Origin of the sequence: Klebsiella terrigena (assembly GCF_006539725.1) — a bacterium.
GTDB classification, from domain to species: domain Bacteria; phylum Pseudomonadota; class Gammaproteobacteria; order Enterobacterales; family Enterobacteriaceae; genus Klebsiella; species Klebsiella terrigena.
Map to the genome: position 1 here is coordinate 100415 of NZ_BJNO01000009.1, position 14537 is coordinate 114951.

The 14537-nt window shown below is 58.8% G+C and carries 16 protein-coding genes; 3 read left to right on the plus strand and 13 right to left on the minus strand.

What is annotated here, in order from left to right; translation table 11 throughout:
- Positions 1–17 precede the first annotated feature (17 nt).
- From RTE01_RS12505 to pmbA, 11 genes are all read right to left on the minus strand, one after another.
- A complete protein-coding gene (locus RTE01_RS12505; RefSeq protein ID WP_115193722.1) occupies positions 18–1169 on the minus strand; it encodes a lactonase family protein in 1152 nt (383 codons plus the stop codon).
- A gap of 87 nt (positions 1170–1256) precedes the next feature.
- On the minus strand, positions 1257–1997 hold the full coding sequence (dagF, locus tag RTE01_RS12510; RefSeq protein WP_041143765.1) for a 2-dehydro-3-deoxy-phosphogluconate aldolase: 741 nt from the start codon (positions 1995–1997) through the stop codon (positions 1257–1259).
- Complete coding sequence (locus RTE01_RS12515; protein WP_141335062.1) at positions 1994–3112, minus strand: DgaE family pyridoxal phosphate-dependent ammonia lyase; 1119 nt, start codon at positions 3110–3112, stop codon at positions 1994–1996. The genes dagF and RTE01_RS12515 overlap by 4 nt, the downstream gene beginning before the upstream one ends.
- Complete coding sequence (locus RTE01_RS12520) at positions 3096–4229, minus strand: amidohydrolase/deacetylase family metallohydrolase (RefSeq protein WP_123552844.1); 1134 nt, start codon at positions 4227–4229, stop codon at positions 3096–3098. Before RTE01_RS12520 ends, RTE01_RS12515 begins: the two co-directional genes overlap by 17 nt.
- Before the next feature lie 42 nt (positions 4230–4271).
- Positions 4272–4916, minus strand: a complete 645-nt coding sequence (locus tag RTE01_RS12525) for a DUF4310 family protein (RefSeq protein ID WP_032689791.1) — start codon at positions 4914–4916, stop codon at positions 4272–4274.
- A 13-nt stretch (positions 4917–4929) separates the two neighbouring features.
- Positions 4930–5706 (minus strand): DUF4311 domain-containing protein, encoded by a 777-nt coding sequence (locus RTE01_RS12530; RefSeq protein ID WP_041143762.1) that lies wholly within the window; start codon positions 5704–5706, stop codon positions 4930–4932.
- Positions 5707–5727: 21 nt separating this feature from the next.
- Entirely contained in the window at positions 5728–6027 is a 300-nt protein-coding gene (locus RTE01_RS12535; protein WP_041143761.1) for a DUF4312 family protein, read from the minus strand.
- Positions 6028–6029: 2 nt separating this feature from the next.
- Positions 6030–6392 (minus strand): SFCGS family glycine-rich protein, encoded by a 363-nt coding sequence (locus RTE01_RS12540; protein ID WP_076947013.1) that lies wholly within the window; start codon positions 6390–6392, stop codon positions 6030–6032.
- 11 nt (positions 6393–6403) lie between these two features.
- Positions 6404–6742 (minus strand): glycine dehydrogenase, encoded by a 339-nt coding sequence (locus RTE01_RS12545; RefSeq protein WP_041143759.1) that lies wholly within the window; start codon positions 6740–6742, stop codon positions 6404–6406.
- 301 nt (positions 6743–7043) lie between these two features.
- Positions 7044–7433 (minus strand): cytochrome b562, encoded by a 390-nt coding sequence (gene cybC / locus RTE01_RS12550; RefSeq protein ID WP_041143758.1) that lies wholly within the window; start codon positions 7431–7433, stop codon positions 7044–7046.
- Between the two features lie 111 nt (positions 7434–7544).
- Positions 7545–8897 carry a metalloprotease PmbA gene (pmbA, locus tag RTE01_RS12555; RefSeq protein WP_041143757.1) on the minus strand — a complete coding sequence of 451 codons (1353 nt, stop codon included), beginning with the start codon at positions 8895–8897 and terminating at the stop codon, positions 7545–7547.
- 95 nt (positions 8898–8992) lie between these two features.
- On the opposite strand from pmbA, the gene yjgA reads away from it, so the two are divergent.
- Together yjgA and RTE01_RS12565 are read left to right on the plus strand one after the other, a co-directional pair.
- Positions 8993–9544 (plus strand): ribosome biogenesis factor YjgA, encoded by a 552-nt coding sequence (yjgA, locus tag RTE01_RS12560; RefSeq protein ID WP_041143756.1) that lies wholly within the window; start codon positions 8993–8995, stop codon positions 9542–9544.
- A 559-nt stretch (positions 9545–10103) separates the two neighbouring features.
- The gene (locus RTE01_RS12565) at positions 10104–11312 is read left to right on the plus strand and encodes an aldose 1-epimerase family protein (protein WP_041143755.1); all 1209 of its coding nucleotides are present in this window, start codon (positions 10104–10106) and stop codon (positions 11310–11312) included.
- Between the two features lie 89 nt (positions 11313–11401).
- Here RTE01_RS12565 and RTE01_RS12570 read toward each other — a convergent pair whose 3' ends face one another.
- Positions 11402–11923 carry a GNAT family N-acetyltransferase gene (locus RTE01_RS12570; RefSeq protein ID WP_115193724.1) on the minus strand — a complete coding sequence of 174 codons (522 nt, stop codon included), beginning with the start codon at positions 11921–11923 and terminating at the stop codon, positions 11402–11404.
- A gap of 63 nt (positions 11924–11986) precedes the next feature.
- Positions 11987–13360 carry a UDP-N-acetylmuramate:L-alanyl-gamma-D-glutamyl-meso-diaminopimelate ligase gene (gene mpl, locus RTE01_RS12575; RefSeq protein ID WP_041143753.1) on the minus strand — a complete coding sequence of 458 codons (1374 nt, stop codon included), beginning with the start codon at positions 13358–13360 and terminating at the stop codon, positions 11987–11989.
- 175 nt (positions 13361–13535) lie between these two features.
- On the opposite strand from mpl, the gene fbp reads away from it, so the two are divergent.
- Positions 13536–14534 (plus strand): class 1 fructose-bisphosphatase, encoded by a 999-nt coding sequence (fbp, locus tag RTE01_RS12580; protein WP_041143752.1) that lies wholly within the window; start codon positions 13536–13538, stop codon positions 14532–14534.
- Positions 14535–14537: the final 3 nt, after the last annotated feature.

The window sequence follows — 14537 nt, forward strand, 5'->3', positions numbered from 1 at the left end:
TCCTTCATCTTTACGGCTCAAGGTTGAGCGGATATCACCATCTGTGACGGGCTGCCTACCGGAGTATAGTCCGGGGCAAAGGTCAGCCTGCCGCTTTCGGGCGCCACGCTGAAACGGGTGATATTATCGCTACGCTGGTTCATGACGTACAGCCACTGCCCCTGATTATCCAGCGTGAGCGTTCGTGGGTAGTCCCCGCGCGTCCAGATATCTTCCTGATGGCTCAGGCTACCGTCCGCCATCACGCTAAAGTGGGCGATGCTGTTATGCAGGCGGTTCGCCACGTACAGCTGTCTGCCGTCGGCGCTCAGCGCCAGGCCGGCGGCAAAGCTGGTGCCTTTATAGCCCTTCGGCAGCGCGGAGATCGTTTTGCCCTCGCGCAGCAGGCCACTGGTCTTATCAAGGTGATAGAAAGTTAGCGTAGAGGACTCTTCGTTAATCAGCCACAGTCCGTCGCCCTTCGGCGTGAAGACAAAGTGACGCGGCCCGGCGCCCGGTGAAGACGCGGCGATAAACGGCGGATCGTTGGGCGTCAGCTTGCCGCTGGCGCCGTCCATCCGGTACTGATAGATCCGATCCAGCCCCAGATCGGTGGAGTAAACGTATTTTCCGCTGGGATCGGCCGAGATCATATGGGCGTGGGGGCCGTTATGGTCGCTAATGGCGAAGCTGCCCTCAACCGCCGCCGCCGGGCGCGCCGCGCCGGCCGGTCCCTGATCCTGATGCACGTCCACCGCCTCGCCCAGGCGACCGTCTTCCTGCACCGGCAGCACGGCGGTCGTGCCGCTAACGTAGTTTGCCACCAGCAGATGGCGACCGTCCGGCGTCAGGGAGAGATAAACCGGCCCGGCCCCGCCGGAAGAGACCTGATTCAGCTCGCTCAGCTCGCCGTTGGCCCCCACGCGCCACGCCTGCACCACGCCCTTTTCCACTTCGCTGGCGGCGTACAGGGTTTTGCCGTCGCGCGAAACGGTGAGCTGCGCGACGTTGGGCAGGGAGCTGACCAGCGTTCTGTTGCTCAACGCGCCGGTTTTCGCCTCGACGGTAAAGCGATACAGGCCTTCACCGTTGGGGTTGTAGGTGCCGACCCAGGCGTACTGCGCCTGGGCGCAGGTGCTGGCGGCGAGCAGGGAAAGTGAAGCAACAAGCAGGTGACGAGCGGCAGGCATGGTGACTCCTTGATGGTTCGGTGAGGTGTGAGTGGCCATCCCCCGCCCCGCCCTTGCGGCGAGGTTCGGGGGACGGCAGAGCAATGACTATTTAACCAGCGCCCTGGTCATCTCCAGCAGCTGACGCACGTCCGCCGGACGGGTGTTGCCGCTCTCTTTATCAATAATAGAGCTGTAGATGTGAGGGATGATTTTACTGACGCCGGCGTCCAGCGCGATCTGCAGGATCTCGCCGTAGTTTTGCAGATCGATCCCGCCGGTCGGCTCCAGCCAGAAATCGTGACGGGCGCAGGCCTGCGCGACGGCGAGGTACTCATCGCGGTGCTTCAGGCCGCCCATCGGGAAGTATTTGATTGAGCTGCCGCCCATATCTTTTAGTAACGCAATGGCGGTTTCCAGCGGCACAATTCCGTCCGCGGCGCCGCTGCTCAGCGGGCCGGTGGAGATCTTCACCATCCCCGGCGTGCCGGTCGGCGACACCAGGCCGTTGACGACGGTTTCGCTCTGCCCCAGCAGCGCGCGGCTGGTGCCGACGCCGGTAAAGACCTGGTTGACGTGCTGCGGCTGCACCTGGCGGGAGATCTCGCTGACCATCGCCGACTGGTTTGGATCCCCCGCGCCGAGGCCCACCGACAGCGCGTTATCGATAAGCCGGGCGTATTCACGCATATCGGCCACCGCGCTCGCCACGTCCGGGTAATTTTTAGAGAGCACGCCGACCAGAACATGACCTTCCGCCGCTTCGTAGATGTCGCGGGCGTTGTCTTTGCTGCCCGCCAGGACGTTCAGACACACGCGATCGCGGTAAAAATTCGGGGTCAGTTTCATGCTTTCTTCTCCTTGTTCAGAACTTCGCCGATGCGGCGGGAGACGATCTCCAGCTGCTGTGCGGTAACGCTGCGCACGTCGGCCTCAATAATGCCTTCGTTGGCCTTATAGCCGCGGAAGTAGATGGCGTATTCGCCCTGCTTCAGCGCCTCAACCAGCTCGCCGGTGGCGATGCCGGTCACGGCTTCAGTAAACTTAATTTCCGCCCGCGCGATATCGCGACCGGCGCTGTCCCAGACCACCCGCGCGCTCACCCCGTTGAGGGCGTTGAGCTGGTTAATGAACGGCGTCATCTTCGCCACCATCTCATCGCCGCTCTCCTTGCGCGCCGTCAGGTAGTGTTCAATCGCGCAGGTCAGGCCAAGAATGCCCTCTTTACCGACCTTCATCGCCCGGCCAATGCCGCCTGACTGGCGTTTGACCCACTCCACGTACTGCGTTTTACCGATCACCAGGCCGCTGGTTGGGCCCTCAATCGCTTTGGCGCCGCTGTAAATTACCAGGTCGGCGCCGGCGCTGTAGTAGCACTGCAGATCTTCTTCCGCCGCCGCGTCGACGATCAGCGGCAGGTTGTGCTTACGCGCCACCACCACCGCCTGCTCAACGCTGAGCATGCTTTTCTGCACGCAGTGGTGCGATTTGATGTAGAGGATCGCCGCGGTGCGCGGGGTGATCGCCGCCGCCAGCTGATCGGCGGAGCACTCGTTGGCGTAACCCGCTTCCACCAGCCTGCCGCCGCCCAGCGCCACCATCGATCCCACCGGCGCGCCGAAGTTGACGTTATGGCCCTTCGGCAGGACGATTTCGTTGTTTTCGATCGGCGTGACGTGAAGGTTCTCCAGCAGCCAGCTGCTCTCTTTCACCAGTACCGCCGCTACCGACTGGGCGATCCCCGCGGAGGCGCAGGAGACAACGGTGGCCCCTTCGACGTCCAGCAGGTTGGCGATGTACTCGCCGGTTTTATTGACCAGGTCTTTCATTTCGAAGTAGTGGTTCATGCCGCTCATCACGGCTTCGACCACTTCAGGGCGCGGCGTGGATACGCCCAGCGCCGTCATGCGGCCTGATGTATTAATCACTTGTTTTAAATTGTACTTTTCAAAAATCGAAGGCATTTTCCGCGCTCCCTTGTTCGGTCAGATAGCCCTTGCCTGCGCGAATCGCGGCAAGCGGCACCAGAATAGTGTCAGCCTGCAGGCTCTCTTTTTCGGCGTCGACCAGTACCGTCGGCGCATGCTGCAGAGCAAACAGGGTTAAATCAGCGTCGTAGCCCACGGCCAGGCGCCCTTTTTGCGTCAGGCGCAGCCCGTCGGCGGCGCCGGCGGTAACGCACTCCACCACCTGCGGTAGCGACATGCCGATGGCGAGAAACTTCGACATCACCAGCGCCAGCGAACGCACCGGGCCGTCAATACGGTTGCGGCAGTAAATATCGGAGCTGATGGTCTGCGGCAGAATGCCCAGCGCTATTGCCCGGCGCGCCACCTCAAAGCTGAAGCTGGCGGTGCCGTGGCCGACGTCAAGGCGCACGCCGCGCTTCAGGGCGCGGGTCACCGAGGCGCGCAGCTCGCCGGACGCGGTCAGAATGCGGTTCGGCTTGCCGTTATAGCAGTGGGTGATGATGTCCCCCGCGCTCAGCAGGTCGGCAATTTCATCGAGGTTCGGCGGGTTGTTGCCGATGTGCACCATCAGCGGCAGGCCGCCGTTTTCGCGCTGCATCGCCTTCGCCCGCTCGAGGGGAGTAATGCCGTTGTCGCCAACCACGCTGCTGCTCATGCGCGCCTTCAGGCCGACGATAAAGTCTGGGTGGCGCTTCACCGCCTGGCTTACCGCATCGGCATCGACGTTGGCCATATTAGCCAGCTCGTTCTGGGCGATCAGCCCGACGCGGGAGATGTTGAGCAGCGCAAAGACCTCGGTGGCCGCGCTGCGGGTCAGCTGATAAAAGTCGTCGATATCGTCCGCGCCGGTGCTGCCGGCATCAATCACCGTGGTCACCCCGGTGGCAATGCCCACGCTGTCCGGCTGGTCGTAATAGATCGGCGAGTTCGGGTAGCAGTGAACGTGGGAATCAATCCAGCCGGCGCTGGCGTAGCAGCGGCCGTCCAGCTCAACGGTTTTGCGCGCAGGCGCGCTAATCTCGCCCAGCGCCGCAATCTTCCCGTCCTGAATGGCGATATCGGTCAGGGTATCGTCGACGAGGCGCGCACGGCGCAGGAGTAAATCAAACATGGGTCTCTCCTGTTAAAGCGGGCGCTCGCGCGCCCGCAGGACTTAACCAATAGCAATCGGGAAAAGGGAACCGAGGATCATCGCGCCAAGGATGGCGCCGCCGGTGATCGGCTTCTGCCAGATGTAAAACAGCAGGGCGCCCACCAGAGAACCGATACCGATAGGAATCGATGCGGTCATCGCGCTGAGGATAATCAGCGGCCCAAGGAAGCGGCCAGAGGCGTTACCCGCCCCCATCATGACGTCGGCACCGTAGGTGGAGTCGCTCTGATTAATGGTGAACTTACGCGCCAGGATGATGATGTAGCCGACGGCGAGGCCCAGCGCCAGGCCGGTAGCCAGCGAGGCGGCAAAGTTAGCCACCGGGAAGACGAAGCCCGCGCCCAGCAGCAGCGCCGGCACGCCGAGGCCGATACCGGTCTGAATCGCGCCGCCGATATCAAGGATCCCCACCAGCGAGCCTTCAATGATGCGCGCAAACAGGAAGCTGGCGCCAAACGCCGCGACCGCCCCGTAGGCGCCGGTATCAATGCCCGCTTTCAGCATGGCCACGAAGGCCACTTCGTTAAACGCGCCGATGCCGTAGAGGTAATACATGTGTGTCCCGGCGAAGACGCCGGAGGAGAGCAGGCCAACGAAGATCGGGAACGACCAGTCGGCATACCAAAAACCTTTATTCTGTTCCATTGAGAGGCTCCTGTTATTTGCCGCTGAGCGAATTGTGAATCAGATCCAGCCAGTTCGGTACGCCCAGGTGGAAGGACTCCAGGGTCTTAATATCGAAGCCGCGGAAGAAGGCACTCAGCACGAACAGCGCAACAATGGCGGACATCATCACTTTGGTGACGCGGTGCCAGCCGCTCTCTTCGACGCCCTTACCGATCAGGATGCCCAGCACCAGACCCGGAACGGCGTTACCCATAATTAGCTGCGCGGCGCCGCCGAAAATGGTGGCCCAGAAGCCCGACTTTTTGCCGGCATCAATAGCCGCCAGCCAGAAGATAACCGGCATCACCGTGTTAACCAGCAGGTTAGCAGCGGGAACCAGGACCTTAACGGCGGTGACCTGCAGCGCTTCCGGCACGGAAGAGGCGGTCAGGTTAAGGAAGGAGACCACGAACATGCCGATAACGCCGCAGGCAATCGCCATCTTCTTCGGATCGTGCAGCGTCTCGCCGACGTTGCGGTTTTTCAGCATCAGCGCCGCGGCGCCCCAGTTAGGAATGATGCGGTGATCGACGTCCTGGGTGAAGGAGCCTGCTGCGACGGAAGAGGCCCAGGCGTTAAAGAAGAAGCCGAGGCCAAAGGAGAAGTGGGAAGCCGGATCGCCTTCACAGGAGTTCAGCTCGCCCAACGTACGAAATGCACCCATCCCTTGCGTGGTGGGCGCATGAAACATACGTGCCGCTCCGGCGCCCACACCGACGCCGACCAGGCCGCCGATAATGAGCGATTTTATTAAAATTATCAGGAACATAGTTTAACCCTATGGTGAAAATCAGGTTTGCGTGACGAAATCCACTTTATCGAGATTAATGGCGGTCACGTTGACGGTGACGTTCAGCTCCACGCTGTAGGTCCGTCGTTCACGGCGCAAAAAGAAGAATAAAAACGCTTCTTTGCGCACCGCTTCACGCGCATGAACAACCTCCACATCCTGTGGCTCAATACGCAGTAAGATGTGCGGCGAGGTTTTCATCACCGCCGCCTGCACGTGGTTCAGGGCATCGGCGAACGCCCTTGTCTTGCTCTCGCCTTTGCCCGTAACGCTCACCGTGGTGGTGAATTGCTCTTTCATACTCAGGCGCCGTATTTCTTTTTCCAGGCTTCTACCAGGCGCTCGCCCAGCTCTTCTTTATCCATAAAGCCGAAGCCCAGAACGTTGTAGCCTTCGTTGATAGCGGTGACGCCTTCATCAACGGAACGCATGCCGTATTTCGCTTTGTAGCCATATTTATTTTGCGCGGTGATGGCGCCTGCGCCGCCGCTGCCGCAGAAGGAGATGCCGAAGGTGGCGTTCTCTGCTTTCATCATGTCGCCCAGCTTCATATCAGCGGCAACGCCCGGTACCACGACTGCACGAGCTCCGGCTTTTTCCGCGCCAGCGGCAACTTTCTGCCCTTTACCCAGGCGATCGCCAATTACTACGGTGATTTGTTCCATTTTTTAGCTCCTTACAGGTTTTCTTTTGCGACTTCGAAGTGGACGGACAGCAGCCAGGACTCTTCTTCTGGCAGGTTGCCGAACTGCGCGACCACTTCGCGGGCCAGCATCATTGAATCTTGTGAAATCTCTTCAAACAGGCTGGCATCCACTTCCGGCAGCGGCTCGCCGCTAATTGACCGGTGGGCCATAGCCCGCACGTGGGAGGTCAGCATCTGCTCCTGGACGGCGTTGGGGATGATGTTACGGCGACCTAGCAGGGTATAAACCTGCTGCAGCATCTTCTCAGCCAGCTGCTCGGTTTGCGTTGCCTGCTCCCCTACGTCGTGTGTTACCGCTCCGTTATTCACTTGTCTTACCCCGTTGATGTCTCTGGGGACAAAACTAACGCCGGGGGTGAGGAGTTTGTAGCGAGTTGTTTTCCACTTCGAAGTGGAAAGGCCGCCGGACGATGCGATCCATTGCACAGAATTGGCCTAAATCTGCCATTTTCGGCAGAACGGCGTGAGGAGAGTCACAAGAACGTCATTAAATTAGCGTGCGCAAGCGGCCGAAACGGCGGCAGAGAAGAGCGGGAAAATGTGACAGGGATTGGGTTTTGTGCGAAGACGACGTGCAGGAGGTACCGGCTGATACCTCCTGGAAAAGATCTTAACGGTACTTCTGGTGGTAGGTGTTACGGGTGGTTTTGAACGCTTCCGCAGCGGTCTGCGCCTCTTTGACCTTGCCTTCATTGGCCAGCTTCAGGGCGCCGTCAATCTGGCCAATCAGGATATCGAGGCCGTGGCGATAGTCCTTCATCTCCGCGCTGTCCGCCGCTTTGCCTTCCAGCTTCGGCGGGGTCTCTTTCTGCGCATCGACGGCGGCGTCGCGCATCTTCGTCAGCGCCGCTTTCAGCTCGCCGGCATCCGCGGTCTTCTGCACCACCTGCAGATTCTGCGCGATAGTATCCATATCCTCGCCCAGATCGGCGGCAAACGCCGACGCTGAACCCATCGCCAGGGCTGAGACAGCCAGCGCTGCTAACAGTTTTTTACGCATTGCTCACTTCCTTTTTTATTATTTAAGCATAAGGAAAAGGCGCCACCTGGGCGCCTTTCTATACCCGTTATTGCTCAAGCCGAGGCCTGAATAATCCGGTATAACACGCCGTTATTGCCCGGCGATTTTCATCTCTGGCAGCAGCACGGAACCGCACTGGATGTTGCTGCGCATTTCGATATCGTCGGCGACGGTCACGATATTACGCCACATATCTTTCAGATTTCCGGCGATGGTGATTTCGCTTACCGGATACTGAATTTCACCATTCTCCACCCAGAAACCGGACGCGCCGCGCGAGTAATCGCCGGTCACACCGCTGACACCCTGCCCCATCAGTTCGGTGACGACAAGCCCGGTGCCCATCTCTTTAAGCAACTTTTCAAAACTCAGGCCGCGGCCGTTGATTCGCCAGTTGTGGATGCCGCCCGCGTGTCCGGTGCTCTTCATGCCCAGCTTGCGCGCCGAGTAGTTGGTCAGCAGCCACTGCGTCAGAATGCCGTCCTTAATGATGTCGCGACGCTCCGTACGCACGCCTTCGCTGTCGAACGGCGTTGACGCCAGCCCTTTCAGCAGGTGCGGATGCTCTTCGATGGTCAGCCAGTCCGGGAGGATCTGGGTGCCGAGGGCGTCAAGCAGGAAGGTCGATTTACGGTACACCGCGCCGCCGGCAATCGCGCCGACCAGGTGACCAAACAGCCCGGTCGCCACTTCATTGGCAAAAATCACCGGCGCCTTCATGGTCGAGAGCTTACGCGGCGCCAGGCGCGAAAGAGTGCGGCGGGCGCACTCGTCGCCCACCCACTCCGGCGACGCTAAATCTTCAATCGCGCGGCCGATGGTATAGGCGTAATCACGCTCCATATCGCCGTTTTCTTCCGCGATAACGCAGCTGGATAGCGAATGGCGGGTAGAACAGTAGCCCTGCAGCATGCCGTGGCTGTTGCCGAATACCTTGATGCCGTAGTGGCTGTTGAAGCTGCCGCCTTCGGTGTTGGTGATACGTTTATCGGCCTGCAGCGCCACCTGTTCAGCGCGGGCGGCCAGCTCGATGGCCCGATCCGGCGTCACTTCCGCCGGGTGGAACAGGTCAAGATCCGGGGCGTCAAAGGCCAGCAGCTCTTTATCGGCAACGCCGGCAAACGGGTCAGGCGAGGTATAGCGGGCAATATCCAGCGCCGCCTGCACCGTACGGGCAATCGCCTGCGGGCTAAGATCGGTTGAGGAGGCGCTGCCTTTGCGATGCTGATGATAAACGGTGATGCCTAAGGCACCATCGCTGTTGAATTCTACGTTCTCCACCTCGCCGTAGCGGGTGCTGACGCTGATGCCGGTGGTTTTGCTGACGGAGACTTCAGCACCGTCTGATTTACCTGCCGCCAGTTCCAGCGCCGTGGTCACGGCCTCTTCCAGCGCCTTACGCTGCTGTGCAACTTGAGAGATGACTTTCATCGCTAATGCCATAATGTAGGAAGGAGTTAATTGAAGTCTAACAGAGAACCGTTTTTCAGTGCGCGCCTTAACTGGTAACATTAGCCTCTTTTTTTAAGGAGCCTGAGATGACAAAGCAGCCCGATGACTGGCTCGACGACGTTCCCGGTGATGACGTCGAAGATGAAGACGATGAAATTATCTGGGTCAGTAAAAGTGAAATTAAGCGTGACGCCGAAGAACTGAAGCGTCTTGGCGCGGAACTGGTAGAGCTGGGGAAAAACGCGCTGGATAAAATCCCGCTCGATACCGACCTGCGCGACGCCATTGAACTTGCCCAACGGATCAAGAAAGAGGGCCGCCGCCGCCAGATGCAGCTGATTGGCAAAATGCTGCGCAGCCGCGACGTTGACCCGATTCGCCAGGCGCTGGACAAGCTGAAGAACCGCCACAACCAGCAGGTTGCGCTGTTCCATAAGCTGGAGATGATCCGCGACCGTCTGATTGCCGATGGCGATGACGCGGTGCCGGAAGTGCTGAACCTGTGGCCGGAAGCTGACCGTCAGCAGCTGCGTTCGCTTATCCGTAACGCGCAAAAAGAGAAAGAAGGCAACAAGCCGCCGAAGTCCGCGCGCCTGATCTTCCAGTATCTGCGTGAGCTGGCCGAAGGCGAAAGCTAATTTCGCTCCCGCCCGCCTGGCTTCTCCGCAGGCGGCGCGCCTGTCCGGGCTACCTGATTAACGTTTAACCTGTAGCCCGGCATGCGTGCGCATTGCCGGGAAGGCTGGCTTTCCCCGCACCGTCCGCAGGGGAGCTCTCTTTGTTCCCACCGTCAGGCCATCCTGAGGCCTATGTTCAGCGCCTTTCAGCTTTTTTTGCGCCTGTTTTGCCCCTGTTTTGCTTCTCTTTGCCTTTTCTTTGCCTTCTCTTGTGCCTCCCTGCTGCTTACCTGCGTTTTTATCCTGCCTGAGCGCCGTTTTGCCAGGCGTCAGCAGACGTGACTTTTTTGCTGCCTCAGCCGCCAATAAAAGCTGAATCGTTAAAGCTAATAGTGCATAAATTCACATTTTCATCGGCAACAATTACGCCAAATTGCATTAAAACAGGACTTCAGTCGCAGTTAAAAACAGCAAATCGCGCATATTCTCACCAGGTGAGGCACTTCACATTTTCATCATCCGCTAACTATTAGATTCCTTTCATTGATAACAATATCGATTCAGCAAAAAGGGACGAAAAATGAAAAAAATAGTAGCGTTGACGGCAGTAGCGATGATGATTTCTGGGCAAGTCGCGGCAAAAACCTGGGTGCTGACAAGCGCTGAAAGCAGTACAGAGAAAGGAAACTGGCAGGTAAGCAGCGATCAGCTGAAAATAAAAGATCGCCATTTCAGCATCGAGCAAAAAGTGCTCCACGGCGGCAAGCAGGAGGGGAGTAAAGTTATCGTGATTCGCAGCCAGGACGGCCTGACTATCGCGCTCAGCCCGACTCGCGGCATGAACTTGCTCAAAATCGAAGGTTTCGGCACGCGGATGGGCTGGGACTCGCCGGTCAAAGAGGTGGTGAACCCGGCGTTTATTAATCTGGAAAGCCGCAACGGGCTGGGCTGGCTGGAAGGTTTCAATGAGATGATGGTGCGCTGCGGCTACGAATGGACCGGTCATCCGGTCACCGCCGACGGACAGATTTACACCCTGCACGGCAAAGCCGGAAACACGCCGGCCTCGCAGGTTGAGGTCGAGGTTGCCGATAGCGCGCCGTATGAAATTCGCATTCGCGGGCTGGTGAAGGAGAGCACCTTCAAGAAGGCCGATCTGCAGACCATGACCGAGCTGCGCTACGTGCCGGGCAGCAACAGCTTTAGCCTGCACGATGTCTTAACCAACCATGCCGATTATCCGCATGATTATCAGATAATCTACCACAGCAATTTCGGTACGCCGATTCTCGAAGAAGGCGCGCGTTTCCTTGCGCCGATGGCCAGCATCAGCCCGTTCAACGACTATGCCAAAGCCGGTTTGAAAACGTGGCAAACCTATGCCGGCCCGACCAAAGACTTTGACGAGATGGTATTTAATATTCAGCCGCTCGCCGATGACCATCACCAAACGCTGGCGGCGGTAGTTAACAAGGCTGGCGATAAAGGCGCGTCAATTCAGTTTGATACCCGCCAGCTGCCGGTCCTGACGCTGTGGAAAAACACCGATAGCCAAAAACAGGGCTATGTTACCGGCATCGAGCCAGGTACCAGCTATGCCTATCCGGTGACCATTGAGCGCGAGCAGAAACGCGTGAAGCAGCTGCAGCCGGGCGCCAGCGCGCAGTTTGATCTGACCTATACCCTGCTGCACAACAATAAACAGGTTGCCGAGGTTGAGCAGAGGATTGCGGCGATCCAGGGCGATGCGAAGGTTGCGGAAAACGACGCGCCGATCGCCAAAGAGTAACCTCCCGGCAGGCGCTGCTCCCGGGCTTACCGCAGAGGCAGCGCCGACACCGCACATCCCCCTTCCCGGCGCCAGCGCCGGGATATCGCTTAGGCCATCACCACCTGGCGCAGCTGCTGCGCAAAGCGCCGGTACTGCGCCTCGTCAATCGCCTGCGGGTAGCTCAGCACCATCAGCGCATGATCGGCGATGCCGTAATGATAGGTCGGGTGACGGTGCGGCCACGGGTTGTCGCTAAAGCCCATCGCGGCGTAAAACTGCAGCCGCCGACGGGCGATTTCCGTGGTCAGCGGATCGATCTCGAGGATGGTCAGCGGCGCACGCTTCAGTATTTCCGCCAGCAGGCGCTTGCCGTAACCGCGCGAGCGCAGGCCGTCGTCAATCGCCAGATGTTCAATGTAGCCATAGCCCGCAAACTGCCAGCTGCCGCTCAGCCCGATAAACTCGCCGTCATCAAACCACGCCTCCAGCGCATAGTGCGGGTCGCGCAGCGCGCGCTGTTTAGCCAGCGGCTCGCGCTGCTCGTGCCAGGGGAAAGCCTTGACGTACAGCGCATCGAGCGCGGGAAAGTGCGGCGAATCGATCGAGGTCAGTTTTTCAGAAGTGAGCATGACAAAATCCAGGATGGCAAAAAATCTGCCCTCGCGCGGAGGGCAGAGAGACGATCGTCGGAATTACTCCGCCGCAGCCGCCTTGCTGGCCAGCTTATCCAGCAGCTTCTGATGAATGCCGCCGAAGCCGCCGTTGCTCATCACCAGAATGTGGTCGCCCGGATGGGCGGTTTTGATGATCATATCCACCAGCACGTCGACATCGGCGCTCCAGTGGGCTGGCTGCACGCAGGCTTCAGCCACCTCGGCGACCTGCCACGGAATATGCTGTGGCTGCAGCAGGAAGACTTCATCCGCGCGGCCCAGCGACGGCGCCAGATCGTCTTTGCAGACGCCCATTTTCATGGTGTTCGAGCGCGGTTCGAGCACTGCCAGAATGCGGGCAGTGCCGCCAACCTTGCCGCGCAGCGCCTGCAGCGTCGCGAGGATCGCCGTCGGGTGGTGGGCAAAATCGTCGTACACGGTGACGCCGTTCGCTTCGCCGCGCAGCTCAAGGCGGCGGCGGGCGTTGATAAAGCTGCCCAGCGCGTTGGCGGCGTCTGCCGGCACCACGCCGACATGGCGGGCGGCGGCAATCGCCATCAGGCCGTTGTGCATATTATGCTCGCCAACCAGCGTCCACTTCACTTCCCCGACCTTCTCACCGTCAAGCCAGACTTCCCACTGCGAAGCGTCGGCGTTGAGCTTCTTCGCCTGCCAGTGGCCCTGCTCGCCGACCAGCTCCTGCTCGCTCCAGCAGCCCATCGCCATGGTCTGCTTCAGGTTGATGTCGTTTTCCGGCAGAATAATTTTTCCCTGGCCCGGGACAATGCGCACCAGATGATGGAACTGCTTCTGGATAGCCTTCAGGTCATCAAAGATATCCGCGTGATCGAACTCAAGGTTATTGAGGATCAGGGTTCGCGGGCAGTAGTGAACAAATTTCGAACGCTTATCAAAGAAAGCGCAGTCATATTCATCCGCTTCGATAACAAAGAACGGGCTGCCGCCCAGGCGCGCGGAGACCTCGAAATTACCCGGCACGCCGCCAATCACAAAGCCCGGCTGATAGCCGCAGGCTTCGAGGATCCAGGTCGCCATGCCGGCGGTCGTCGTTTTACCGTGGGTGCCGGCTACCGCCACAACCCAACGATCGCGCAGGACGAAATCATGCAGCCACTGCGGGCCGGACATGTACGGAATGTTGTTTTCCAGCACCGCTTCGACACACGGATTGCCGCGGGTCATCGCGTTACCGATGATCACCAGGTCCGGCCGAGGCTCCAGCTGGCTGGCGTCATATCCTTGAATAAGATCGATCCCCTGATTTTCCAGCAGGGTGCTCATCGGCGGATAGACGTTAGCATCCGACCCCGTTACCTCATGACCGAGGGAACGCGCCAGCATCGCCAGCCCCCCCATAAACGTGCCACAGATACCTAAAATATGAATGCGCATTCGTCACTTCCCTCTTTAATCTGGCGCACATTTTACCCTTATGTTCGGCATCAGAGAAATGCATTTCAGGCGAATCCGTTTTTTGCTGGCGCGATTCACCTGTGCGTATTTTTTTTATTCTTTGTTAAGATTGTTGCGTTCGTTTTACTTCACATAAACATGCAGGGAACGGGTTATGAAAACGTTAGGTGAATTTATTGTCGAAAAGCAGCACGAGTTCTCCCACGCAACCGGCGAGCTAACTGCTTTGTTGTCGGCGATAAAACTAGGCGCCAAGATCATCCACCGCGATATCAACAAGGCCGGTCTGGTCGATATCCTGGGTGCCAGCGGTGCTGAAAACGTCCAGGGCGAGGTGCAGCAAAAACTCGATCTGTTCGCCAATGAAAAATTAAAGGCCGCACTGCGAGCGCGCGATATTGTTGCCGGGATCGCCTCTGAAGAAGAAGACGAAATCGTCGTCTTTGAAGGCTGCGAACACGCAAAATACGTGGTGCTCATGGACCCGCTGGATGGTTCCTCTAACATCGACGTTAACGTCTCTGTCGGGACCATCTTCTCCATCTACCGTCGCATAACCCCGGTCGGCACGCCGGTCACCGTCGAAGATTTCCTGCAGCCGGGCAGTAAACAGGTCGCCGCAGGCTACGTCGTTTACGGCTCCTCCACGATGCTGGTTTATACCACCGGCTGCGGCGTGCACGCCTTCACCTACGATCCTTCTCTTGGCGTATTCTGCCTCTCCCAGGAGCGCATGCGCTTCCCGGAGAAAGGCAATACCTACTCCATCAACGAAGGCAACTACATCAAATTCCCGATGGGTGTGAAGAAGTACATTAAGTTTTGCCAGGAAGAGGATATCGCGACCCAGCGCCCCTATACCTCGCGCTATATCGGCTCACTGGTAGCGGATTTCCACCGCAATCTGCTGAAAGGCGGCATTTATCTCTACCCAAGCACCGCCAGCCACCCGGACGGGAAGCTGCGCCTGCTGTACGAATGCAACCCGATGGCGTTCCTCGCCGAGCAGGCGGGCGGTAAGGCCAGCGACGGTAAAGAGCGTATTCTCGATATCGTCCCGGTTAGCCTGCACCAGCGCCGCTCCTTCTTCGTCGGCAACAACCATATGGTTGAAGACGTCGAAAACCTGATTAAAGAGTTCCCGGACGCGTAACGC